The organism is Amycolatopsis marina (assembly GCF_900111885.1).
In the GTDB taxonomy this organism is placed as follows: Bacteria; Actinomycetota; Actinomycetes; order Mycobacteriales; family Pseudonocardiaceae; genus Amycolatopsis; species Amycolatopsis marina.
The window spans coordinates 67817-90452 of sequence record NZ_FOKG01000006.1 but is presented as its reverse complement, the minus strand read 5'-3'; the positions used below and the strand labels follow the sequence as shown (position 1 = coordinate 90452).

Below are 22636 nucleotides of genomic sequence, written 5' to 3'. Positions count from 1 at the left end.
AGGCCACCTGAGCGTTCAGCGGCTGAGCGGGCGACGAGCAACCGTGCCGCGTCAGTCGCCCCGCGCCTCGCCGATGTCCTCGAACCAGACGTCTGGTCTGCGCGCGATGAACTCGCTCATCAGTTCGGCGCACCGAAGATCGCCCAGCACGGTGATCCGCACGCCGTTGTCCGCGAGCCACTCGTGGCCGCCCGAGAAGCTGGCCGCCTCACCGATGATCACTTCGCCGATGCCGAACTGGCGCACCAGGCCACTGCAGTACCAGCACGGCGAGAGGGTCGTCACCATCACCGTGTCGTGATAGTGCGGCCGCCTGCCCGCCGCGCGGAAGGCGGCGGTCTCCGCGTGCGTCGCGGGGTCGTCGTCCTGAACGCGCCGGTTGTGGCCCCGGCCGAGAACCGTCCCATCAGGACCGAACAGCGCGGCCCCGATGGGAACACCGCCCTCGGCGGCGCCGAGTTCCGCCTCCTCGAGGGCGACGGCGAGCATGGCCTCAGCGGTGTCACGAGTGGTCACCCCAACACTCTCGACGGTCGCCGCGGTGGTGGCAAGCAGGCGTCGCCGTGACCGCGGCAACCGTGACACGAAGGAAAGCGACCGCTTAGTATGTCGGGAACGGCCAGGTGTGATGCTTCGCGCCGAGGTCCTCGACGACGTGGGAGGTGGCAGTGCTGGTGTCGCGGCGCCGTACTCGCTCCGCCTACTCCACGGGCGGTACCGCGGCGCCGAGCATGCGCAGGGCCAGTTCTCCGTACTCCCTGCCGAGTTCGTCGGGGGTGGTCCGGTTGCGGCTGGTGTACCAGCGGGCCACGTCCACGCCGAGAGACAGCACGGCGCGTGCCGCCATCCGCGGGTCGCGCACCTGGAACACCCCGGCCCGCACGCCCTCGGTGATCACCTCGCGCACCGTGTTCTCGATGAGCCTGCGCAGGTCCGCCACGATCTCGTACTCCCGCTCCGGCAGCGCCGCGAGTTCGTACTGCACGACCCTGGCGACCAGATGTCTGCGGGCGTGCCACGCGACGAAGTCCTCCACCACCCTGCGGATCACCTCGGCCGGCTCGGCACTGGTCGCGACCACGTTCTGCACCAGGCCCAGCGTCTGTTCGTGCCCGCTGCGGCTGATGGTGAACAGCAGTGCGGCCTTGGAGGGAAAGTGCACATACAGCGCGGCGGGACTCATCCCCGCCGCGCCGGCGATGTCCCGGGTCGTGGTGGCGTGGTATCCCCTGCGGGCGAAGGATTCCACCGCGGCGAGCATGAGCCTGCGGGCGGCGTCGGGCTGGACGTCCGGCCACAACTCCGCGGACAGCGACATCGTCATACGACAAAGTGTAAGCGAGCGCTTAGCAGCGTTCGCTCAACGGAGGAGGAGATCGCTCTAGTGGACTCGTTCAAGGACCGCGTCGCCATCGTCACCGGCGCCAGCAGGGGCATCGGCTTCGGCATCGCGAAGGACCTCGTCGACCGCGGCGCGAAGGTGTGCATCACCGCCCGCAAGCCGGACCCGTTGGCCGAGGCCGTGCGCGAGCTCGGTGGTGCGGCCGTCGCCCTCGCGGTGCCGGGCAAGGCCGACGATCCCGCGCACCAGGAGGAGGCGGTGCGCCGGACGCTGGAGACGTTCGGCAGCGTGGACCTGCTCGTGAACAACACCGGCATCAACCCCGTGTACGGCTCGCTGCTCGACGTCGAGCAGGAGGCGGCGGCGAAAATCTTCGCGGTCAACGTGCTCGCCCCGCTCGGCTGGGTCCGCCGCGCGCGGGACGCGTGGATGGGCGAGCACGGTGGGGCGGTGGTGAACGTCGCCTCGATCGCGGGCCTGCGCACCTCGCCCGGCATCGGGATGTACGGCGTCAGCAAGGCGGCGCTGATCCGGCTCACCCTCGAACTCGCCGGCGAGCTTGGCCCGGACATCAGGGTGAACGCCGTGGCTCCCGCCGTGGTGAAGACGAAGTTCGCGACGGCGCTGTACGAGGGGCGCGAGGACGAGGTCGCGGAGCCGTACCCGATGAAGCGGCTCGGTGTGCCCGAGGACGTCGCCGGGGCCGTGACGTTCCTGCTGTCGGAGCAGGCGAGCTGGATCACCGGCCAGACCATCGTGGTCGACGGCGGGATCACGATCGGCGGCGGCCTGTGACCGGCTCACGACCCACGCCGTCCTCGCTCGACGGCGCGGGCGTCGTCGTCACCGGTGGTGGTGGCGGTATCGGCGCGGCGATGGCCCGCCGGTTCGCCGCCGAAGGTGCCCGCGTGGTGGTCGCCGACCTCAACGGCGACGCGGTCACGACCGTGGCGGAGGAGATCGGCGGAACCGCGGTCACCGGGGACGTCGCGAGCGAGGCGGGGGTCGCGGAGCTGCTGGGCGCGGCCAGGGACGCGCTCGGGGAGATAGACCTGTTCTGCGCGAACGCGGGAGTCGCCCCACTTGGTGGCGCCGACGCCGCCGAGCAGCAGTGGGCGCTCGCCTGGGACGTCAACGTGATGGCGCACGTGCGGGCCGCATCGGCGCTGCTCCCGGATTGGCTCGCTCGCGGAAGAGGCCATTTCATCGCCACGGTGTCGGCGGCCGGTCTGCTGACCAGCCTCGGTTCGGCGCCCTACTCGGTGACCAAGCACGGCGCCCTCGCGTTCGCGGAATGGCTCTCGGCCACGTACCGCCATCGGGGCATCACGGTTCAGGCCGTGTGCCCGCAGGGGGTGCGCACGCGGATGCTGGAGGACGCGGGGCCGGGCGGCAAGCTCCTCATGGACGAGTCGGCCATCAGCGCCGAGCGGGTCGCGGATCTGGTCGTCGAGTCGGTGGCCGACGGGCGGTTCCTGGTGCTGCCGCATCCCGAGGTCGCCGACTACTACGCCGCGCGCGCCACCCAGACCGAGCGGTGGCTCGGCGGCATGAACAAGCTGCAGCGCAAGATCGAGGACGCGCTCGGCACCACGTAGTACCTCGCACTTTCCCGGGAAAGTGCGAGGTCTGGAAACTCCCGTCCCTGGTCACGGGCTCCCCGGGCTCGCACTTTCCCGGGAAAGTGCCGTCGCCACGCGCAGGGGTACCGATCAGTGCTGGGCTAGCGTGCGGGAAGAGTTCATCTCGCGCAGCTGGTTGTCCAGCCGCTCGGCCCGTGCCTGCCCCGCGTTCCACAGCAGCCGCAGGCCCGCGGTGAGGTCGATCCCGAGGTCGTACTGTCCACTACGGAGAGGCAGTGTGGCCTGCTCCTCCCCGGCGTGCAGCCGGGCCATGCGGCCGAGGCCGGCGACGGCACCGGCCAGAACGAACAGGAACAGCGTGTTGGCAATCATCTCGGCCATGCGGCCCACCTCCTAGTAAGTCCAATTGCGGTCCAGTCTTGCAATTGGCCTGCTTCTACATCAGACTGCAGGAGCGAATGGAATGGTGGTAGAGCCAATGGCAGTAGAAGTGGATCGTTTTGACCAGGGTGCGCTTGGCCGTGGTGCCGCACTGGCGAGTCTCCTCGGCGACTGGACGTCCGGTCCGGGACCGCTGTACCGCAAGCTCGCCGACGCGCTCGCTCGGGCGGTCCGGGAAGGAGCGCTGCGTGCGGGGGACCGCCTGCCCGCCGAACGCGAGCTGGCCGGCGTTCTCGCCGTCAGCCGGGCCACCGTCGTCGGGGCGTACGACGAACTCCGCGGGCGCGAGGTGATCGAGCGCAGGCAGGGCAGCGGGACCAGGATCAGCCGTGCGACCAGAGCGCCGCTGAGCGACGGCAGGGTCCGCGGTGGCGGGGCGGGGACCATCTTCCAGCGGCTCATCGACGGGCCCGGTCCACTGATCTCATTGGCCTGCGCCGCGGACAGGGGCGGACACGAGGTGACCGAGGCGCTGCAGGACGTCCTCAGTCTCGACATGGACGCCCTGCTCGGTGATCCCGGATACCACCCGCGCGGATTGCCGGTGCTGCGCGAGGCCATCGCCGAGCACTACACCGCGCACGGTCTGCCCACGTGTGCCGACCAGATCCTTGTCACCACGGGGGCCCACCAGGCGCTGGTCGTCATCGCCGAGGTCTACCTGCGCAAGGCGGCCACCGTGGTGGTGGAAGCGCCGAGCTGGCCCGCCTGCCTCGACGTCTTCCGCTCGGCCAGCGCCGAACTGGTGCCCGTGCCGATGGACGACGAGGGTATCGAGGTGCGCGCGTTGCGCGCCGCGCTCGTCGAGCACGCGCCCGCGCTGCTCTACGTCATGCCGAGCTATCACAATCCGACCGGGGTGCTGATGTCGGAGATGCGCCGCAGGCAGGTGGTGGAGTTGGCCGCCCGGTACGACGTGCCGATCCTGGAGGACAACGCCTACGCCGGAATGGGGCTGTCCGACAATGCCCTCGAGACACCGGCGCCCCTGGCGACGGTCGCCGGCGACGAGGTGGAGTCGGTGATGGTCGAATCGCTGGGGAAAGCCGTCTGGGGCGGGCTGCGCATCGGCTGGGTGCGGGGGCCGGTCGAGGTGATCGAGCGGTGTGCCCGGCGCAAGGCGCTCGCCGATCTGGGGAGCCCGGTGATCGACCAGGCGGTCGCGGCCCGTCTCGTGCCCCGTCTCGACGAACTCGCCAGGAACAGGTCCGCCGGGCAGCGGGAGCGCTGCACAGCGCTGGAGGAGCTGCTCCGGCAGAGGTTGCCGGACTGGCGCTGGCGCAGGCCGGACGGCGGCTCGTCGCTGTGGGTGGAGCTGCCAGACACCAACGCCGACGTGTTCGCCCAACTCGCGCTGCGCCACGGAGTCGAGGTGATTCCTGGATCCACAATGGACCACACCGGCGGGCACGAGAACTTCCTGCGGATCCCGTTCACCCACTCGCAGGACGTACTCGAGGAACTCGTGCAGCGGCTGTGCCGGGCCTGGGCAGAGCTGCGGCGGCACGGTCCGCAGGACAGCGCGCCGTTGCGGCCGATCATCTGAGAGTGCGTCTGGGAACGGCGGGTTGCGTGGTCATGGCGATCCGTGCAACTCGGCCGACGAAGTCCCGCTATCGAGGCGGCAGGGCGCCCAGCGGCAGAACTGGACAGCCGCTGGGAGCCGAAGCCCTGGCGACTCGATCGCGGCCCGAGTTCGCGGACAGGCTCTGAGAGTGCGTCTTCCCGGCGTCGCCGCACACTGTGCCCGACCACCGGCGGTATCCTGTCCCGTCGCAGGGGGAGAAGAGGTGGACGCGGTGAAGGGGAGAGCATGGCCGGACCCGGTAATGGGCGGAGCGCCGAGGACCACGTGAGTGTGCCGGGACGGCTGTTGTCCGTCGCGACGAGACTGTTCGCGGAGCGCGGGTTCGACCGCACCTCGGTGCAGGAGATCGTGGAAGCCGCCGGCGTCACCAAGGGGGCGATGTACCACTATTTCGACTCGAAGGACGATCTGCTCTACGAGATCTACGGCCGGATACTGCGGGAGCAGACCGAGCGGTTGGAGAAGCTCGCCGCCACGGAGGCTCCGGTGGGCGAGCGGCTCGCGTCGGCGGCGTCGGACGTGGTCGTGAGCAGCATCGCCAACCTCGACGACACCAAGATCTTCCTGCAGTCGATGCACCAGTTGAACCCGGAGAAGCAGCGCGCCGTGCGCGCCGAACGGCGCCGCTACCACGAACGGTTCCGTGCGCTGGTCGAAGAGGGACAGCGGGCGGGCGAGTTCCGCACGGAGCAGCCTGCCGACCTTGTCGTCGACTTCTTCTTCGGTGCCGTGCACCACCTCGGTTTCTGGTACAGCCCACAGGGCGCGTGGTCGGCGCAGCAGGTCGGCGACCACTTCGCCGACCTGCTGCTGAACTCGCTGCGTCCGTGAGGGGCAACGGGAACCCGTCGACGAGTTCCGGTCCGGCGGCCGATCAGGTGAAGCAGTAGGCGCGGGAGCCGAAGCTCCAGCACTGGATCGCCCTGGAGGCGGTCGCGGTGTGCCCCGCCCGGTCGGTGACCGTGAGTTCCGCGGTGAAATTGCCCCCGCGAGCGGGGTAGCGGTGGCTCGTGGTGACTCCGCTGCCCGAGCCGCCGTCACCGAAGTTCCACGAGTACGACGCGAGATCGCCGTCCGGATCGGTGGATCGCGACGCGTCGAAGGAGCAGTTGTCGTAGTAGCAGCTCACGGTGAACGCCGCGGACGGCGGCTCACCGGTGTCCGGTGGTGTCCCGGCGCGTACGGTCCTGGTCGCGGTGCCGGTGTTGCCGTCGTTGTCGGTCACGGTCAGCGTCACCGTGTACTCGCCGGCCTCGGCGTAGGTGTGGCCGGGCGCGACGCCCGTGCCGGTCCCGCCGTCACCGAAGTCCCACGCGTAGGACTCGATCGTGCCGTCCGGGTCCCGCGATCCACTCGCGTCGAAGGAGCACGACGATTCGGCCGCCGAGCACTGTTCGGTGAACTCCGCGACCGGATCGGCGGGCCCGGCCGTCCCGCAGTACTGGGCCTCCTTGCCGATGGCACGGTAGGGGCAGTCCGCGTAGTTCAGCAGCGAACGCACGGCGTCCTCGTTGCGCGCGGTCTCCCGTGCGATCACCTCGTCGGGCGGGTAGAAACCGGGGTTGGACGAGCGCGGGTACATCTCGAAGGTGAACGAGAAAATGTCCTGCACCGCCCACATCCAGTCATTGACCGAGCCGTCGGTGATGTAGAGATCGCTGGACTGCTGCGGGGTGTAGTTGTTGGTGGCGGCCATTTCCCGGCCGATCTTCACGAACGTGTCATGCGCGTCCCGGGACATGTCCGATCCGGTGTCGTCGTAGGTGTAGCCCATGGGCCAGAGCACGAGCTCGCTGTAGGTGTGGAAGTCGATGTGCGCGGTGATCTGCTGCTGCCCGCCCACGACTCGGCCGCGGACGAAGTCAGCGATTGCGCTGACCTCGGGGGTGGACTCCGGCGCGGGACCCCGGTAGGTGTCGCTGGCCGGATTGCTCGACGAACCGCCGCAGCAACCCCACATGTAGTCCCAGTTCCGGTTCATGTCGGTGCCGACCGACCCGCCGCCGGGCTGGCGGTTCTTGCGCCAGGCGCGGTACTGGCCACTGGCGACGTCGTACTCGACACCGTCCGGGTTGGCCATCGGCACGATCCACACCTCGCGCTCGTCGACCAGCCGGGTGATCTCGGTGTCGTTGCCGTAGGAGTCGGTCAGCAAATTGGCGATGTAGAGCGCCATCTCCGCGGTCAGGTGCTCCCTGGCGTGCTGGTTCGAGGTGAACAGCACTTCCGGCTCGGCCTCGTCGGTGCCGACGTTGTCGCTGATCTTCATGATCGGCAGTTCGCGGCCCTCGTAGGAATTTCCGATGTCGCCGAGTTTGACGAGATCGGGATGCTCGGCCGCCATCCGGTCGAGTTCGTCGAGCAGTTCGGTGTAGTTGTGGTAGCGCGAGTCCGCGGGCGGGAAGTCCATGGCGGTGGCGACCGGGGTCACGGTGAAGCCGAGTTCGCGGATCGCGTCGGCCTCGGCCGGTAGTGCCGAGACCAGGACGTGGTCGGATTCGACGCCGTCGATCGCGGCACCTGTCCCCGCGACGCTGGTGCGTTCCTCGCGCGTGTCCGGACCGTCGACGCGGTACGTCGCGGACGATGTGGTGGCCGGTGCCTCCGGCGACCTCGGCTCGGCGGCCTGGCCGGTGCCGCTCATGACCACGGGCGGGCCCAGCAGGGCCAGTCCGAGCGCGAGCGGGAGCATTCGTCTGATCATCAGCGACCTCCGGGTTTCGGGAATCCGGCGCGCGGGCAGCGCGACGGCCGGCGTGCGCCGGGAATCGTCCGAGACTCGGACGGACCTGGAGGCCGTGCAATCAGGGTTTCGCTAGGTACTGCCACTTATCGGTCGATGACCAGCGAACACTCTCCGTAAACGGGACGAAGGTCGGCCCCGGGAAGTGCCAACTGGAGGCCCGGAAGTGCCAAGTCGGGTCAGGCCGGGAGGTCCACCAGTCCGGCGAGGGTGGTGCGGTGGCGCCCTGGGGCGCCGAGTGCGAGCTGGTCGGCCTTGGCGCGCTTGAGGTACAGGTGCGCCGGGTGCTCCCAGGTCATCCCGATGCCGCCGTGCAGCTGGACACACTCCTCCGCCGCGTGCACCGCGATGTCCGAGCAGTACGACTGCGCCAGCGCGACCGCCACGGCGGCGTCCGGGTTGTCGGAGGCGAGCACGTCGGCCGCATAGCGGGCGGCCGCGCGCGCCGACACCAGCTGCAGGTACAGGTCGGCGAGCCGGTGCTTGAGCGCCTGGAAGGAGCCGACCGGCCTGCCGAACTGGAACCGCTGCTTGACGTAGCTCACCGTCTCGTCCAGGCACCACTGTGCGATCCCGAGCTGCTCGGAGGCGAGCAGGCCCGCCCCGGTGCGCAGTGCCGTGGTCAGTGCCGCGGTGGCGTGGTCGCCGGTGGCGATCGGGATTCCCCGAGCCCTGTCGAGGGCGACATCGGCGACCTGACGGGTCGGGTCGAGGGAGACGCGGCCGGTCACCGCGACCCCGGCCGCGGACGCCTCCACCGCGTGGAGTTCCGGGCCGTCCTGGCCGATGGCTGGAACGAGCAGCAGGTCCGCGGCCGCGGCGTCGGCGACGGTGCCCACCGTGCCGGTGAGGACACCGTCGCCCTCGGCCCGGACGCCCTGCGGGAAGGCCGCTCCCGGCCAGGTGGAGAGCACGACGGCGAGGACGCCGACCTGTTCGCCCGCGGCCAGCTTGGCCAGCGGTTCCGCGACCTCCGGGCGGGACGTGTCCGCGGCGAGCAGGGCCGACGTGGCGAGCACCGCGCTGCTGAGAAAGGGCACCGGTGCCACACCGCGGCCCAGTTCCTCCAGCACCACGGCGGACTCCCGCACGGAGGCGCCGTGGCCGCCGAGGGCCTCGGGCACCTGCAGACCGGCCACTCCGAGGTCTGCCGCGAGCGTGCGCCAGAGCGAAAGGTCGCAGGGCTGGTCCGTCTCGATCCGGCCCAGTACCGACTCCGGATCGCACCGGTCGGTGAGCAGATCCCGGACACTGGCGCGCAGGTCGGTCTCGACCTCCGAGTACAACAGATCAGCGGTCCGGTTCGTCGGTGCGGTCATCGGGGGAGGTCCTTCCAGGCGACGTCCTTGTCGGAGCGGGGTTCCGAGGGCAGTCCCAGCACCCGCTCCGCGATGATGTTGCGCAGGATCTCCGAGGTCCCGCCCTCGATGGAGTTCCCCTTCGCGCGCAGATAGCGGTAGCCGGCCCCGCGGCCGGTGAAGTCGACGATGTCGGGGCGGCGCAGCGTCCAGTCGTCGTAGAGCAGCCCTTCCTCGCCGAGGAGTTCGAGTTCGAGGCCGGAGAGCTCCTGGTTGAGCCTGGCGAACGCCAGTTTCATCGCCGATCCCTCCGGGCCTGGCGAACCGACCGCGAGCTGCTGACGCAGTCTGCTGCCGGCCAGCCGGGTCGCCTCCGCCTCCACCCACAGCCGGAGCAGCCGGTCATGCAATTCGGGGGTCCGCAGCTCGGGGCGCTCGCGCCAGGTCCGGGTGAGGACGCCGGTCATCCCGCCCTCACGGGGCATCGCGGTGCCCCCGATGGCCACCCGCTCGTTCATCAGTGTGGTCTGCGCGACCCGCCAGCCCTCGCCGATCTCGCCGAGGCGATGTGCGTCCGGAATCCGGACCCCGGTGAGGAAGACCTCGTTGAACTCGGCCTCGCCGGTGATCTGGCGCAGCGGACGGACCTCCACTCCCGGAGCGGTCATGTCGCAGACGAAGTACGTCATGCCCTGGTGCTTGGGCACGTCGGGATCGGTCCGGGTGACCAGGATGGCCCACCGTGCGGTGTGGGCGCTGGAGGTCCACACCTTCTGTCCGTCGACCACCCAGTCGTCGCCGTCGCGCACCGCCCTGGTGCCCAGCGCGGCGAGGTCCGATCCGGCGCCCGGTTCGCTGAAGAGCTGGCACCACACCTCCTCGCCGGTCCACAGCGGACGAAGGAAGCGCGTGCGTTGTTCCTCGGTCCCGAACTTGAGGATGGTGGGTGCGGCCATGCCGAGGCCGATGCCGATTCGCCGCGGATCGTTGTCCGGCGCATCGGCCGCGGCGAGTTCGGCGTCCACGACGGCCTGCAGTGACCTCGGTGCGTCGAGGCCGCCGAGGCCGGTGGGAAAATGCACCCAGGCAAGTCCGGCGTCGAATCGGGCGCGGAGGAACTCGAGCCGGTCGGTGGCCTGGGGGTCGTGCTTCTCCAGCAGGTCCCGGACGAGATCCCGTAGCCCTTCCGCGTCCACAGTGGTCTCAGGATTCGGTGTGCTCATCAGCTCATTTCCGTTCCGGCAGGTACTTCTTGAGTTCACGGCGGGCCAGCGAGCGCTTGTGCACCTCGTCGGGGCCGTCGGCCAGCCGCAGCATGCGCGCGGCGGCCCACAGGCCGGCTAGGGGGAAGTCCTGGCTGACCCCGCCCGCTCCGTGCGCCTGGATGGCCTTGTCGAGGATCCACTCGACCGAGGCGGGCGTCGCGATCTTGATCGACTGGATCTCGGTGTGCGCCCCCTGGTTGCCGACCGTGTCCATCAGCCACGCGGTCTTGAGCACCAGCAGTCGCAACTGCTCCACCCGTACCCGCGACTCGGCGATCCAGTCCTGCACGACCCCCTGCTGGGCGATCGGCTTGCCGAAGGCCGTGCGGGAGATCGTGCGGCGGCACATCAGCTCGATACCGCGTTCGGCCATTCCGATCAGCCGCATGCAGTGGTGGATGCGGCCGGGACCGAGCCGGGCCTGCGCGATGGCGAAGCCGCTGCCCTCCTCCTGCAGCAGGTTCTCCGCGGGCACCCGGACGTCGTCGAACACGACCTCGGCGTGTCCACCGTGATCGCCGTCGGTGTAGCCGAAGACGTTCATGCCACGTTTGACCTGGACACCGGGGGTGTCGCGGGGGACCAGGATCATGCTCTGCTGCCGGTGCGGCTCCGCATCGGGATCGGTCTTGCCCATCACGATGAAGATGCGGCAGTTCGGGTTCATCGCGCCGGAGATGTACCACTTGCGTCCGGAGATGACGTAGGAGTCGCCGTCCCGGACGATCTTGGTCTCGATGTTGCGCGCGTCGGAGGAGGCCACGTCCGGCTCGGTCATCGCGAACGCGGAACGGATCTCGCCGTCGAGCAGTGGGCGCAGCCACTGCTCGTGGTGCTTCGGCGAGCCGAACATGGCGAGCACTTCCATGTTGCCGGTGTCCGGCGCCGCACAGTTGAGCACCGTCGGGGCGAGCTGCGGGCTGCGGCCGGTGATCTCGGCGAGCGGGGCGTACTGCAGGTTGGTCAGGCCCGCCCCGTGTTCTCCGGGAAGAAAGAGGTTCCACAGTCCACGGCTGCGGGCCTCGGTCTTGAGATCCTCCACGATCGGCACGCTCGACCACGGGTCGTCCCGCTCGGCGAGTTGCTGCTCGAAGACCGGCTCGGCCGGGTAGACGTGTTCGTCCATGAACGCCTCGAGCCGCGAGCGCAGCTCGTCGGTCTCGGCGTCGAACGCGAAGTCCATCAGTCCTCCGTAAGTTGTTAGGCGGTCCGGGAGGACCGGGTGTGGCTGATCAGTTCTTGCCTGTAGTGGCTTGCAAGGAGTGGCCGCCTGGTCTTTCGGGGCGCCCTGGCTGCTGATTGGGGTGTTCCACGGGCCAGCGGCACAAACTGGCAGTGGGGAGACGTGGGTGAATCAGCGTTTGGAACAAGCTTGGGCTGGGATCGACGCGGGCAAGGCCCATCACTGGGCTGCGGTGGTCGACGCGACCGGTTCCACGGTGTGGTCGAGAAAGATCAGCAACGACGAGGGCGAGATCCTGGGCGCGATCGCGGAGATCTGCGGTCTGGCGCAGACTGTGCACTGGGCGGTGGACATCTCGGGGACGTCCTCGGCGTTGCTGCTGGCCCTGCTGGCCGCTCACGGGCAGCATGTCGTGTACGTGCCCGGTCGCACCGTCAACCGGATGTCCGGTGCCTATCGTGGTGAGGCGAAAACCGATGCCCGGGACGCTTACGTCATCGCCGAAACCGCGCGGGTCCGCAGAGATTTCACCGCCATCGAGGTACCCGCCCAGCTCGCGGCGGACTTGGGCCTGCTGACCGCGCACCGCGCCGATCTGATCGCTGACAGAGTCCGGATGATCAACCGGCTGCGAGACGTTCTGACCGGCATTTTCCCCGCCCTGGAACGGGCTTTCGACTACTCGGCACACAAAGGCGCCCTGGTGCTGCTGACCGGATACCAAACCCCGGCCGCCCTGCGCCGCCGAGGCCATACCCGACTGACCGCCTGGCTGGCCCGCCGCAGCGTTCGCAACTCCGAGATCGTCGCGACCACCGCACTGGAAGCCGCCGAGGCCCAATACACCACTCTGCCCGGCCAGGACGTCGCCGCCGGCATCGTGGCCGAGCTGGCACGCCAGATCCTGGATCTGGACGAGAAGATCAAGCGCCTCGACACCCAGATCCGGGACACCTTCCACACCCACCCGCAGGCCGAGATCATCGAATCCCTGCCCGGCATCGGACCGGTCCTGGGGGCGGAATTCGTCGTCGCCGCCGGTGACCTGGCGGCGTATGCCGACGCCGGTCACCTCGCCTCCGCAGCCGGACTGGTACCCGTCTCTCGGGACTCGGGGCGACGGACCGGGAACCTGCACCGGCCCAAGCGCTACAGCCGACGGCTGCGCCGCATCTTCTACCTCTCCGCCCAGACCAGCATCATCCGTGACGGGCCGAACCGAGACTTCTACCTCAAAAAACGTGCCCAAGGACTCAAACACGTCCAGGCCGTCATCGCCCTGGCCCGCCGCCGGGTCAACGTGCTGTGGGCGCTGCTGCGTGACAACAGAGTATTCACCCCCACCCAACCGGTCACGCAAGCAGCTTGACTTCCTCATTGAGACTCCTGGCGGGTGGCGTTGTCGAGGATGGTGTTGCCGCGCGTGACCAGCGGTAGCACGCTGTTGCCGATGCCGGCGAAACCTTCGCCGACGGTCTGTCCGTGGTCGAAGCGGTAGTGGATGCCTTCGAGGATCACCGCCAGCTTGAAGAAGGCGAAGCCGACGTACCAGTCGAGCCGGGACACGTCGCGGCCGGACCGCGCGGCGTAGCGCGCCACCACCGCCTCGGTGTCCGGGTACCCCGGCGCGTCACTGGCGTTGGACACGATTCCCAGGCTCGTGGTGTCCCGCCCGGCGTACGCGACGAGCAGGGCGAGGTCGGTGAGCGGGTCGCCGAGGGTGGACATCTCCCAGTCGAGCACGGCGCTGATCCGGTCGTCGCTGTCGACCAGGACGTTGTCCAGCCGGTAGTCGCCGTGCACGATCGCCGGCGGGCCGGATTCGGGAACCTCGGCCGCGAGCCGGTCGTGCAGATCGTCGATGCCGGGCAGTTCCCTGCTGCGGGAGGAGTCCAGTTGCTTCTTCCAGCGTCGTAGCTGGCGCTGCAGATACCCGTCCGGCCTGCCGAAGTCGGCGAGACCGATGGCGTCGGGGTCGACCGAATGCAGGTCCACGAGCGTGTCCACCAGGGCGAGGCCGATCGAGCGGGTGCGCTCGGGGCCGAGCGCGAGCAGCTCGTCCTCGGTCCGGTACGGCGTCCCCTCGGCGAACTCCATGACATAGAAGGGGGCGCCGACGACGCCGGGATCGTCGCAGAGCAGGACGGTGCGGGGGACCGGCACGCCGGTGCCGTTCAGCGCCGAGATCACCCGGTACTCCCTGGACATGTCGTGCGCGGTGGGCAGGACGTGGCCAAGGGGTGGGCGCCGGACGACCCACCGGCTGGTGCCGTCGGTGACCCGGTAGGTGAGGTTCGAGCGGCCGCCCGCGATCACCTCGCCGCGCAGGGGACCGGCGACGAGCCCGGGCAGGTCCCGGTCCAGTCGCTCGCGCAGGCGCGCCAGGTCGAGGCCGGGGGGATCGTCGTCGGTCATCTGCCCTCCTGAGGAACGGCTCTGCTGGAACCGGAAGTGTCCGGTAATGGTACCGACCGGTCGGTATGTCGTGCCGGTGCTTCGGCGGAGCATGCCCCTCGCTCAGCCGAGCAACCGGGCGACGGTCTCGGCGACGCAGGCCGGCTTGCTCTCGCCGTCGATCTCGATGGTCCAGCGCACGACCGCCTGCTTGCCGCCGGGCACGTCGGTCAGCTCGGTCAGCTCGGCACTGGCCCGAACGCGGGAACCGACCCGGACCGGCTGCGGGAACCGCACCTTGTTCAGGCCGTAGTTGATGCCCATCGACAGGTTGTCGACCTGGTAGATCTCCTTGCCCAGCATGGGGATCAGCGAGAGCGTCAGATAACCGTGTGCGATGGTGCCGCCGAAGGGACCCGCCGCGGCCCGCTCGGTGTCGATGTGGATCCACTGGTGATCGCCCGTGGCGTCGGCGAAGGTGTTGACCTGTTCCTGGGTGATCGTGTGCCATTCGCTGTGGCCGAGGACCTCGCCGACAGCGCCCGTGAAGTCATCGAGTCCGGAAAAGACACGCATGAGGAGCTCCTTTGCTCGCGCGGGCACTCAGGCCTTCGGGCCGCCCGCCACGTAGATGACCTGGCCGGACACGAACGAGGCCTCGTCGCTGACGAGGAAGGACGCGACGTTGGCGATGTCCTCGGGCTCGCCGACCCTGCGGACCGGGATCTCCTGTGCCGCCCCCTTCTTCATGTCCTCGAAGGAGATGCCGAGCCGCTCCGCGGTCGCCGCGGTCATCTCGGTGGCGATGAATCCGGGGGCGATCGCGTTGGCCGTGACGCCGAACTTGCCGAGCTCGAAGGCCAGGGTCTTGGTGAAGCCCTGCAGGCCCGCCTTCGCTGCGGAGTAGTTCGCCTGCCCCCGGTTGCCGAGTGCGGAGGTGCTCGAGAGGTTGACGATACGGCCCCACTTCTGCTCGGTCATGTACTTCTGTGTGGCGCGGCTCATCAGGAACGAACCCCGCAGATGCACGTTCATCACCGAGTCCCAGTCGTCCTCGGACATCTTGAAGAGCATGTTGTCGCGGGTGATGCCGGCATTGTTGATCAACACCGTCGGCGCGCCGAGCTCCTCGGCGACGCGCGTGACGGCGGCGTCGACCTGGGCGCTGTCGCTGACGTCGAGTCCGACGCCAATGGCCCTGCCCCCGGCCGCGGTGATCGCCTCGGCACCGGAGGCGCAGCTCGCCTCGTCCAGGTCGAGCAGTCCGACGGCGAAGCCGTCCCGGGCGAGCCGGGCGGCGACGGCGGCGCCGATTCCGCGTCCCGCTCCGGTGACGATGGCGACCTTGCTCGGAGATCCGGTCACGTGTTCCTCCTCTGGCTCGGCACTGAGTGTGAGTGGGCGACAGCATTCTAAGCGAGCGCTTAGGACCGTACTCCCCGCGTCGAGCCGGAGTCTGTGACCTGTGTCATGTGCGAGGGGGGATCGCCAGGGTGCGGCCGGTCGGCGCGGGGCGCAGGTGCAGGCCGAGTGCGAGGGCCGCGACGGCGAGCACCTCGGTGAGCGCGAGGCCGCGCTCGACGAGGCCGAGCGGGATCGAGCGCCACCACGGTGGTCCGCCGGCCGCCATGACCAGGACCGCCACCAGGATCGGGGTGAACCACAGCAGCGCGGCGGCCCCGAGTGCCTGCGTGGCCCTGCGCCACCGGGGCGCGTGGGCGAACACGGCACGGGCGGCGAGCATGATCGCGATCGGGAGACACAGGAAGGCCATGAGGCTCGCGACGCGGTGAATGCTGCCACCGAGGCTCGGGCCCACGCTCCAGTCGGTCTTGGGAAAGATCACGATCATCACCAGGCCGAGGACCCACGCGGCGAACAGCGGGAAGGCCAGGGACACCGGCCGGAGCAACCGGTGCCGGACCAGCAGCACGATCGCGATGGCGGAACCGGCCGCGATCAGCGCGACCGAGAGGTCGAAGAGCCACTTGTTCTCACTCAGCGCGTACTCGCTGATCGTCCGCCGGATCGGACTGATCTCGCTGGTGGGCGGCAGGAACTGCAGCAGACCCATCAGGACGACGCCGCAGGCGAGGGCGGCGAGGGCGATCAACGGCAGGGGTGGAGTGCCGCGATCGGCGGTGCGTGTTTCGAGGGCGGGCGAGGACGGCACGAGACTCCTTCGGCGCGAGGGCGAGATCGGACCTTCCGCTCAGATCCGACTTTAGCGAGCACGGCTGAAAGGAACGTGAGAGAAATGCCCGCGCCGCCTCGCTCCTCAAAACCGCCAGCGGGTCTGCCCGTACACGCCCTTCGCGAAGCCGAACGCGGTGTCGGGGCGTAGCTCGAACACCAGCGCCACGCCGCCGACCTGGTTGGTGAACGCCTCCTCGCCGACGTCGAACGTCCACTCGCTGCCGTACTTCGCCACGTACTCGTCGGCGATCCGCCGCAGGGTCGCGGTGTCCTTGACGCGCCTCACCGCACCTTCGACAACAAGATCCAGTCCTTTGTGTAGTGAACTGGTACCGGTGGTGAGGATGCAGTTGGCGTTCTGCGCGAGGTTGTGCGCCTTGCGCTCATCGGGTCCCGTGCAGAAGTACAGGGCCTCGTCCAGCCACACGGCCAGTAGGGGAGTGACATGCGGGCGGCCGTCGGGCCGTACCGTCGACAGCCAGAACACCTCCGCGTCGCCCAGCCGTTCCCGTGCCGCTGTCCACGGTGTCGCGGTGGCGTCGGGGCTGCTGAATCGGGAGTCGAGTTCGGTTACCGGGCCGGTCATGTCCGCTCCTTCGGGTCCGTTCGGGTTGTCGAACGGGTAGACAAGCCCGCAGCGGAAAACTCATCGGCGAGTGCGGTCAGAACCAGTGCAGGCAGTGCGGGGAGCGCTCGCCGTGGAAGAGGGCGTCAGCGAGGCCGGCCGCGCCCTGGCGGTGGGCCTGGATGTGCCCGGCACGCACGAGCGTGCTCGGGGCAGTGCCGCCGAGGTAGACCGAGGCCAGGTCGCTCACGTCAAGGGACAGGTCGGGCTCCCGATCTGTCGGCACGCAGTCGGCCTCGCCGTCGCGGACGGTCAGCAGGTAGCGGTCGTGCTCGCCGAGGAACGGGTCGTCGACGTCGAGGACGAGCTCCCCGTCGGTGAACCAGCCGCGCGCGGTCAGCGCACGTGGGACGTCCAGCAGCCGAACCCAGAGCCAATCGGTGTCGTCACTCACCCGACCCGCGCGGAAGTCGGCGAGCTGCCAGCGCAGCGAGTGATCCGGCGGGACGTGCTTGAACACGACCTGACTGACCAGGTCGTGTCCGAGCACGAACCGGGCCAGGGCCGTGGAGACGGCCTCGTCGGGGGCGATGGTCTCGTCGACCGTCAGAGTGTCGGGCTCGTCGACCGAGTAGCTGGCGTATCCGTCCGGGACACCGTCGGCGTCCCGGTGGACGGCGACGTACCGCGGCGCCGGAGAGATCGGGGGCTGCCCCGCGCGCAGGGCCCACCAGCGGTGCGGCCGGGACAGCGCGCCGGGCTGCGCGCGGCGGTACCGGTCGTAGACCTCTTCCAGGATCTCGTCGCACTCGGTGCGACGCAGCAGTTCGACCGAGCCGGGCGCTGGTGTGTCGGCCGTTGCGCGCGCCCGGGGGAGAGCGAGGGTGGCCCGGTGACGTGGCACTGTCAGCCGCTGTGTGTGGGTCGCGGGTCCGTAGCCGAACCTGCGGTAGATGAGGGCCTCGGAGGCCAGCAGTACGGAGAGGAAGTCCCGCCGGGCCCGCAACTCGCTGAGCTGATGCCGCATCATCGTCTTGAGCACTCCCTGGCGTCGGTGTGAGGGCAGGACGCCGACGGCGGTCACCCCGGCCGCCGGGACGACGATCTCGCCGGGCAGGGTGAGTTCGAATGAGTAGGCGCCCGCGGTTCCGACCGGCCGCCCGTCCGTCGTCATGGCGAGCAGGTTGCGGTCCATTTCCAGCGCCGACCACCAGACTCCGGCACCCTCTGTGGGGGTTTCCGGGAAGCGCCCGAGCGCGGCATGGAACGTGTCGACGAAGACGGCGAGGTCCTGGTCGGTCGTGGGACGGATCTCCATTGCTGCCGCTGCCTCCCCGGATCCCGGCACCACGACTCGTGGTGGCTCGCCACAGTGCAACGGTGTCCCGTTGCCAGGTCAAGCGAATTACCGCCGGGCGAGTTCGGGAGTGCCGAAGCGGGCGACGTAGTTCCATACCCGTTTGAGCGCCTGCTCGTCGTGGCGGCCGGTGCGGGCGGCCGCGCCGAGTATTCCTGGGTCCAGGTAGCCGTCCCTGGCCAGGGAGAGGCCGAGCTCGACGTACTCGGGCCCGCGATAGCCCGGATGGCGCCGCAACTCGGCCACGTCGAGCCGGAAGCCGGGATGGCATTCGACCGGGCAGCCGAGCGCGTGGGCTGCGCCTTCGATGTCCGTCCCGCGGTAGCAGGGGTCGAGCACGATCGCCTCGACGTCGTCCGGGACGCGCAGCGGACCGTGGACGTGCGCTTCGATGTAGTCGTCCAGCGCGTCCCTGTGCTCGGCGAGCGCGATCGCCACGAGGGTGGACAGCCTGGTGGCGACACCGAAGTCGGCCGGTTCGAGGACGCTGTCGGGATAGCAGAACGTCGTCCGCTCCAGTGCATGCGGGGCGAGCCGGAGGTGCGCCGATCCGAACCTGGGGGAACCGCCGACGCGACGGCGGCGAACGTTCAGTGAGCCGTATTTGGGACGTTGGGCCGCGGGTGCGTCGTCGTAGGCGCACGCGAACATCCGGCTTTCCCAGCGCCACCGGTCACCGCCGGGATGGGCGGTGAGCCCGCCGTTGCTCACACCGGTCTCGAACTGCGAGCGGTAGTGGCGGTCACGGGCGATGGCTTCGAGGATCGGCGTACCGGCCACCAGCCGGTCGGGGTGGAAGTGCAGCGTCACCGAGGGCAAAGGGTCGAGGGCGTCGCCGACGGCGAGCGTGGCCACGTGCCTCAGCGCGCGCTCCCACGGTGCCGCCGACCTGCTCTCCACCTCGTGAATTCTGGCTGATGACCGGACCTGCGGCCAGCGGATTTCACCGATCCTGGTCACTCATATAGAATCCTGGTCATGCATTCAGTCCAGCCCGATGATGCGCCGGGTTCATTCATCGAGCAGGCGCGTCGGGCGCAGATCATCCAGGCGACTATCGACGTACTGGCCGAACATGGCTACGGCGCCGCCTCGTTCGCCCGGATCGCGCGGCACGCGTCGATCAGCCCCGGGCTGATCAGCTATCACTTCCACAGCAAGGACGGCCTGATGCGTGGCGTGCTCGCCACGATCGAGGGGCGCCTCGACGACGCGATGGCGGCCCCTGAGGAAGACGAGCCGGAGACCTACCCGGACGCACTGGAGGGGATGCTGCGGCGTTTCGCCGAGCACTGCTGGACCCACGGCGAAGAGATCAGCGCCATGACCGAGATCCGCAGAGAGGTGCGCGGCGAGACGATGCGTGCGGCGGTCGCCCGGAGCCACGAGCGAGGCACGGCGGAACTCGTCACCTTCATCCGGGAAGGTCAGGCGTACGGGCAGTTCCGCGATATCGAGCCGGTTCTGTTCGCGTCGGTCCTGCTGTCCGCGATGGGGGAGTTTCCCCGGCTGCGCGGACGCGGCCTCGAGGAGCACCGAAAGGTCGCCGTCGACTGGGTCTCGCTGTTCGTGAACGCCATCTCAGCCACCAGGAGCGGTACATGATGAACGAGGCGACCGAACGCAGCACGGTACGCCACTCGACGGGTCTGCACGTCTTCCTGTGGACCGCGTTCCCGGCCTGTGGTGCCGTACTCGGCATCGTCCTGGCTCAGGTACCGGGGTGGATCGCCGCCCTGCCCTGGTTTCCGAACCAGGAGAGCATCGCCGACCTGGCCGGGGTCATCGGCGTGAAGACGACTGTCGCGCTGGCCGTCGCCGGTGTACTCGCCGGTGGCTTCGTCGCGCTGCTCGCCTACGACGACATCGTCACGGTCACGATCGATGAGGATTCGGTCGCCGTCAAACGCAATGACAGCGAAGCCGTGTTCCCCGGTGCCGCGGTGTCCGGCGCATTCGCCGACGGAAAGGAACTCGTACTGCTCGGGCCGCACGGCGAGGAGCTGGCCAGGGAGAAGACCGACCTCAGGTCGCACAGGTTGCGGGCGGGGTTCGAAGCCCACGGCTACGACTGGCACGAGCACGACCCGTACGGCGAACGATTCACGCGCTGGATCGACGGATCCTCCGGCCTTTCCCAGGACGCGCACGCGATCCTTCGTGCCCGCCAGACCGCGATCGAGAACGACGATGCCGAAGATCTCCGTGATCTGCGCCGGGAGTTGTCCAGGCACGGAGTCTTCGTCCGCGACGAAGGCAAGCGCCAGTACTGGCGCACCGCGCAGTGATGAGCCGACCCGAGCGGAATGGACCGGAACTCCCGGCTCACACGACCTGGTCGAGCAGTGTGGTGAAGGCGTTTCGATCCACTGTGGCCGGTTGGTCGGCTAGCCACTCGCCGATGTCGTGGACAAAGTCCTCCGGGGTCATCGGCGGAACCTCCACCGCGGACACGTCCCCGGTGGTGATGGTGCCCGCTCGGCTGGGATAGACGAGCAGCACGCCACGAACCTCGAGGCCGGGCAGCAGATCCCGGTAGGCGTCGACGTACTCGGCGAGGTCGCTGCCGCCACCGCGGAACCGGTGGTTGTCGCGCCACAGCTCGCCGTCGGCGTCGGCGCTGTAGTGCCCGGGCAGCCACATTTTTGAGTCGACGAGCACGAGCCGGTTGCCGCACAGCACGGCGTGGTGGACGTCGACGAACACCGATCCCGGCAACGAGAGGCCGTGGAAGATCCGCGCTCCCGGGAGCCGGGTCAGATAGCGCGCCAGCAACTCGGCGGTGAGCCGTTCACCCCAGTCCTCCGGTTCGGCACTGGTGCTGCCGGAGACCGCCTCTCCGCCGGGGCCGGTCAGGAACGCCCGGTCGTTGCGCGCGTCGGCGAGGTAGTTCCGCAGCAGGTGGACGGCGGCGAACACGGCCGCGGCCAGCATCAGCAGCCAGAGGGCCAGCACAGCGGGCGACGGATCCGCGCCGAGCAGGAACGGTGTCAGGAGCAGGAGGAACGATCCGGCGACGGCCAGGGAGGGGGCGTGCCCCAGGGACGCCCGGGGCAGACACCGCACCCGATCGTGTGGATCCACCGAGTGCCACCACAGGACGTGGCTGGTGTCGATCGCGGGAAGGGCGGGCACGAAGTCGGGGTCCTCGCCGAACCGCCACCGACGGCGCCGCTCCCGCTGATAGGAGCGAAACGCCGTCCTGGACGCCCGGTTCCAGGTGACCGTGACCCCCGCGCCGGCCGCCGGCTCGTCCTCGAGGGCGTCCAGCTCGTCCCCACGGTCGTACTCGGCCCTGCGGAGCGGGTCGTTGAGGGTCTCGTAGGCCTCCTGCAACAGCCGGAACGTACCGGCGGTGCCCCCGGTGTCCGGATGCATCGCTCTCGCCAGAGCCCGGTACGCCGACTTGATCTCGGCCGGCGATGCGCTCGGGCTCACCCCGAGCAGCTCGTAGTAGTCGACCCCGTGCACGAACTCCGGTCACCTCCCGCTGCGCCGACACAATATGGGGTCGATGGAGAAGAGTCTGCAACGACTGCCCGCGCGCTCCGGTGAATCCGGCTGGTAACGGGTAGCGTCGAGTCGGAGGCTCGATGGAGACACGCGCCAAGCTCGGTGCCGCAGGCGCGGCCGTCGCCCTGGTTGCGGTGGTGGCCGCGGTGGCCACGTTCCTCATCCGCGCGGCCCCGCAGTCCGCGCAGTCGCCCGCCGCGCAGGGCCCGGAGTCCACGCCGCCGACCTCGTCTGCCCCGCAGCTCCCGCTCCGGCCAGGAGTGCTGGCCGTCAAGCTCGACAACGTTCCCGCCGCACGGCCGCAGACCGGCCTCTCCGCCGCCGACACGGTGTATGTCGAACCGGTCGAAGGCCGCGCCACCCGGCTCGTCGCGCTCTATACCGGGAAGCTCCCTGCCGTCGTCGGCCCGGTCCGCAGTGCCCGCGAGACCGATGTCCAACTGCTGGCGCAGTACGGAAAGCCCGTGCTCGCCTACTCCGGCTCCGCGCCCGAACTGAACGCCCTCCTGCGGAACGCCGCGCTGGTCCGCGCCCCGGCCGAGGACCTGCCCGGTGCGTACTTCCGGGACGGGGGCCGCCGGATGCCGCACAACCTGTTCGTGCGCCCGGACCGGTTGCCCAAGGCGGAGAAGTACCGGGGCCACCCACCGTTGCTGCACGGCAGGGCGCCGCCCGGCGGAGTCGCGGACAGTCGCCACCGCGTCGATTTCGGGGGCGCCACCTACGACTTCACCTGGTCGGGTGAGCGGCGGCGCTGGATGGTGAGCATGGGCGGCAGTCCGCTCGTGTCCACGGAGTCGGGCAGGATCGGCGCCGCCACCGTCGTCGTCCAGCGGGTCGATGTGCACGCGGGCAGGGAGATCGTCGACGTCCGGGGCAACCTCTCGCCCGTCGCGGTGACGGTTGGCAGCGGGCAGGCCACCGTGCTGCGCGACGGAAAGCGGTTCGAGGGTACGTGGTCTCGTGCATCCGCGGCCGAACCGACGCGGTTCGCCGCCCGCGACGGCAGCGATCTGCCGCTGGCCGAGGGCCCGGCCTGGATACTGCTGGCCCCGAAGTAGGAGCCAAGGCATCTGTGACGACGCTCACCTGGAGGGGTCGGTCTGCGCACGGCAGTATCGCGTACCACGAGTACCGTATACCTTCGGTCTCACGTACTTTCCGCGTG

At 69.4% G+C, this 22636-nt stretch carries 23 protein-coding genes; 8 read left to right on the top strand and 15 right to left on the bottom strand.

The genetic code is table 11. The features are described 5' to 3' along the window. Positions 1–51: 51 nt before the first annotated feature. Together BM199_RS11795 and BM199_RS11790 are read right to left on the bottom strand one after the other, a co-directional pair. Positions 52–489, bottom strand: coding sequence for a nucleoside deaminase (locus BM199_RS11795; protein ID WP_091673196.1), 438 nt, complete (start codon positions 487–489; stop codon positions 52–54). 211 nt (positions 490–700) lie between these two features. Continuing rightward, positions 701–1324 (bottom strand): TetR/AcrR family transcriptional regulator, encoded by a 624-nt coding sequence (locus tag BM199_RS11790; RefSeq protein WP_091672868.1) that lies wholly within the window; start codon positions 1322–1324, stop codon positions 701–703. Between the two features lie 60 nt (positions 1325–1384). Between BM199_RS11790 and BM199_RS11785 the strand changes: the two genes are divergently transcribed. Together BM199_RS11785 and BM199_RS11780 are read left to right on the top strand one after the other, a co-directional pair. Continuing rightward, entirely contained in the window at positions 1385–2137 is a 753-nt protein-coding gene (locus BM199_RS11785; protein ID WP_091672867.1) for an SDR family oxidoreductase, read from the top strand. After that, a complete protein-coding gene (locus BM199_RS11780) occupies positions 2134–2940 on the top strand; it encodes an SDR family oxidoreductase (RefSeq protein ID WP_281245690.1) in 807 nt (268 codons plus the stop codon). The genes BM199_RS11785 and BM199_RS11780 overlap by 4 nt, the downstream gene beginning before the upstream one ends. A gap of 114 nt (positions 2941–3054) precedes the next feature. Here the strand turns inward: BM199_RS11780 and BM199_RS11775 are convergent, their stop codons facing one another. Next, positions 3055–3306, bottom strand: a complete 252-nt coding sequence (locus tag BM199_RS11775; RefSeq protein WP_091672865.1) for a hypothetical protein — start codon at positions 3304–3306, stop codon at positions 3055–3057. A 97-nt stretch (positions 3307–3403) separates the two neighbouring features. On the opposite strand from BM199_RS11775, the gene BM199_RS11770 reads away from it, so the two are divergent. Then, positions 3404–4912, top strand: a complete 1509-nt coding sequence (locus BM199_RS11770; protein WP_091672863.1) for an aminotransferase-like domain-containing protein — start codon at positions 3404–3406, stop codon at positions 4910–4912. Positions 4913–5179: 267 nt separating this feature from the next. Then, complete coding sequence (locus tag BM199_RS11765) at positions 5180–5785, top strand: TetR/AcrR family transcriptional regulator (RefSeq protein WP_091672861.1); 606 nt, start codon at positions 5180–5182, stop codon at positions 5783–5785. Between the two features lie 43 nt (positions 5786–5828). Here BM199_RS11765 and BM199_RS11760 read toward each other — a convergent pair whose 3' ends face one another. The 4 genes from BM199_RS11760 to BM199_RS11745 form a co-directional block, all read right to left on the bottom strand. Further along, positions 5829–7658 carry a M14 family zinc carboxypeptidase gene (locus BM199_RS11760; protein WP_091672860.1) on the bottom strand — a complete coding sequence of 610 codons (1830 nt, stop codon included), beginning with the start codon at positions 7656–7658 and terminating at the stop codon, positions 5829–5831. A gap of 218 nt (positions 7659–7876) precedes the next feature. Beyond that, positions 7877–9016, bottom strand: a complete 1140-nt coding sequence (locus BM199_RS11755) for an acyl-CoA dehydrogenase family protein (RefSeq protein ID WP_091672858.1) — start codon at positions 9014–9016, stop codon at positions 7877–7879. Further along, positions 9013–10218: an acyl-CoA dehydrogenase family protein gene (locus BM199_RS11750; protein ID WP_091672857.1), complete on the bottom strand. Its 1206-nt coding sequence runs from the start codon at positions 10216–10218 to the stop codon at positions 9013–9015. Before BM199_RS11750 ends, BM199_RS11755 begins: the two co-directional genes overlap by 4 nt. Before the next feature lie 4 nt (positions 10219–10222). Further along, positions 10223–11443 (bottom strand): acyl-CoA dehydrogenase family protein, encoded by a 1221-nt coding sequence (locus BM199_RS11745; protein ID WP_091672855.1) that lies wholly within the window; start codon positions 11441–11443, stop codon positions 10223–10225. Between the two features lie 166 nt (positions 11444–11609). Here BM199_RS11745 and BM199_RS11740 point away from each other — a divergent pair, with 166 nt between their 5' ends. Further along, positions 11610–12812: an IS110 family RNA-guided transposase gene (locus BM199_RS11740; RefSeq protein WP_091672853.1), complete on the top strand. Its 1203-nt coding sequence runs from the start codon at positions 11610–11612 to the stop codon at positions 12810–12812. A 5-nt stretch (positions 12813–12817) separates the two neighbouring features. On the opposite strand, the gene BM199_RS11735 is transcribed toward BM199_RS11740, so the two are convergent. The 7 genes from BM199_RS11735 to BM199_RS11705 all read right to left on the bottom strand — a co-directional run bounded on the left by BM199_RS11735 (position 12818) and on the right by BM199_RS11705 (position 18819). Next, positions 12818–13858: a phosphotransferase family protein gene (locus BM199_RS11735; protein WP_091672852.1), complete on the bottom strand. Its 1041-nt coding sequence runs from the start codon at positions 13856–13858 to the stop codon at positions 12818–12820. A gap of 102 nt (positions 13859–13960) precedes the next feature. Beyond that, positions 13961–14413: a MaoC family dehydratase gene (locus tag BM199_RS11730; protein ID WP_091672850.1), complete on the bottom strand. Its 453-nt coding sequence runs from the start codon at positions 14411–14413 to the stop codon at positions 13961–13963. Positions 14414–14440: 27 nt separating this feature from the next. Further along, complete coding sequence (gene fabG, locus BM199_RS11725; RefSeq protein WP_091672849.1) at positions 14441–15202, bottom strand: 3-oxoacyl-ACP reductase FabG; 762 nt, start codon at positions 15200–15202, stop codon at positions 14441–14443. Between the two features lie 103 nt (positions 15203–15305). Further along, positions 15306–16010, bottom strand: a complete 705-nt coding sequence (locus BM199_RS11720; protein ID WP_245788307.1) for a DUF998 domain-containing protein — start codon at positions 16008–16010, stop codon at positions 15306–15308. A 105-nt stretch (positions 16011–16115) separates the two neighbouring features. Continuing rightward, complete coding sequence (locus BM199_RS11715; protein ID WP_091672847.1) at positions 16116–16619, bottom strand: pyridoxamine 5'-phosphate oxidase family protein; 504 nt, start codon at positions 16617–16619, stop codon at positions 16116–16118. A gap of 76 nt (positions 16620–16695) precedes the next feature. Then, positions 16696–17916: a GNAT family N-acetyltransferase gene (locus tag BM199_RS11710; RefSeq protein ID WP_091672845.1), complete on the bottom strand. Its 1221-nt coding sequence runs from the start codon at positions 17914–17916 to the stop codon at positions 16696–16698. An 87-nt stretch (positions 17917–18003) separates the two neighbouring features. Further along, positions 18004–18819, bottom strand: a complete 816-nt coding sequence (locus BM199_RS11705) for a DUF3626 domain-containing protein (protein WP_425425520.1) — start codon at positions 18817–18819, stop codon at positions 18004–18006. Between the two features lie 114 nt (positions 18820–18933). Here BM199_RS11705 and BM199_RS11700 point away from each other — a divergent pair, with 114 nt between their 5' ends. Together BM199_RS11700 and BM199_RS11695 are read left to right on the top strand one after the other, a co-directional pair. Next, positions 18934–19560 (top strand): TetR/AcrR family transcriptional regulator, encoded by a 627-nt coding sequence (locus BM199_RS11700; protein ID WP_091672843.1) that lies wholly within the window; start codon positions 18934–18936, stop codon positions 19558–19560. Then, positions 19557–20243, top strand: coding sequence for a YqeB family protein (locus tag BM199_RS11695; RefSeq protein ID WP_091672841.1), 687 nt, complete (start codon positions 19557–19559; stop codon positions 20241–20243). The genes BM199_RS11700 and BM199_RS11695 overlap by 4 nt, the downstream gene beginning before the upstream one ends. 37 nt (positions 20244–20280) lie before the next feature. On the opposite strand, the gene BM199_RS11690 is transcribed toward BM199_RS11695, so the two are convergent. After that, entirely contained in the window at positions 20281–21426 is a 1146-nt protein-coding gene (locus BM199_RS11690) for a J domain-containing protein (RefSeq protein ID WP_091672840.1), read from the bottom strand. 122 nt (positions 21427–21548) lie between these two features. On the opposite strand from BM199_RS11690, the gene BM199_RS11685 reads away from it, so the two are divergent. Next, the gene (locus BM199_RS11685) at positions 21549–22529 is read left to right on the top strand and encodes a DUF3048 domain-containing protein (RefSeq protein WP_091672837.1); all 981 of its coding nucleotides are present in this window, start codon (positions 21549–21551) and stop codon (positions 22527–22529) included. Positions 22530–22636 lie beyond the last annotated feature (107 nt).

Coding starts and splice junctions, on each gene's coding strand:
- BM199_RS11770 (WP_091672863.1), top strand. CDS start 3,404: ATGGCAGTAGAAGTGGATCGTTTTGACCAGGGTGCGCTTGGCCGTGGT.
- BM199_RS11765 (WP_091672861.1), top strand. CDS start 5,180: ATGGCCGGACCCGGTAATGGGCGGAGCGCCGAGGACCACGTGAGTGTG.
- BM199_RS11755 (WP_091672858.1), bottom strand. CDS start 9,016: ATGACCGCACCGACGAACCGGACCGCTGATCTGTTGTACTCGGAGGTC.
- BM199_RS11715 (WP_091672847.1), bottom strand. CDS start 16,619: ATGACCGGCCCGGTAACCGAACTCGACTCCCGATTCAGCAGCCCCGAC.
- BM199_RS11685 (WP_091672837.1), top strand. CDS start 21,549: ATGGAGACACGCGCCAAGCTCGGTGCCGCAGGCGCGGCCGTCGCCCTG.
- BM199_RS11745 (WP_091672855.1), bottom strand. CDS start 11,443: ATGGACTTCGCGTTCGACGCCGAGACCGACGAGCTGCGCTCGCGGCTC.
- BM199_RS11760 (WP_091672860.1), bottom strand. CDS start 7,658: ATGATCAGACGAATGCTCCCGCTCGCGCTCGGACTGGCCCTGCTGGGC.
- BM199_RS11695 (WP_091672841.1), top strand. CDS start 19,557: ATGATGAACGAGGCGACCGAACGCAGCACGGTACGCCACTCGACGGGT.
- BM199_RS11700 (WP_091672843.1), top strand. CDS start 18,934: ATGCATTCAGTCCAGCCCGATGATGCGCCGGGTTCATTCATCGAGCAG.
- BM199_RS11710 (WP_091672845.1), bottom strand. CDS start 17,916: ATGGAGATCCGTCCCACGACCGACCAGGACCTCGCCGTCTTCGTCGAC.
- BM199_RS11790 (WP_091672868.1), bottom strand. CDS start 1,324: ATGACGATGTCGCTGTCCGCGGAGTTGTGGCCGGACGTCCAGCCCGAC.
- BM199_RS11750 (WP_091672857.1), bottom strand. CDS start 10,218: ATGAGCACACCGAATCCTGAGACCACTGTGGACGCGGAAGGGCTACGG.
- BM199_RS11775 (WP_091672865.1), bottom strand. CDS start 3,306: ATGGCCGAGATGATTGCCAACACGCTGTTCCTGTTCGTTCTGGCCGGT.
- BM199_RS11795 (WP_091673196.1), bottom strand. CDS start 489: ATGCTCGCCGTCGCCCTCGAGGAGGCGGAACTCGGCGCCGCCGAGGGC.
- BM199_RS11735 (WP_091672852.1), bottom strand. CDS start 13,858: ATGACCGACGACGATCCCCCCGGCCTCGACCTGGCGCGCCTGCGCGAG.
- BM199_RS11730 (WP_091672850.1), bottom strand. CDS start 14,413: ATGCGTGTCTTTTCCGGACTCGATGACTTCACGGGCGCTGTCGGCGAG.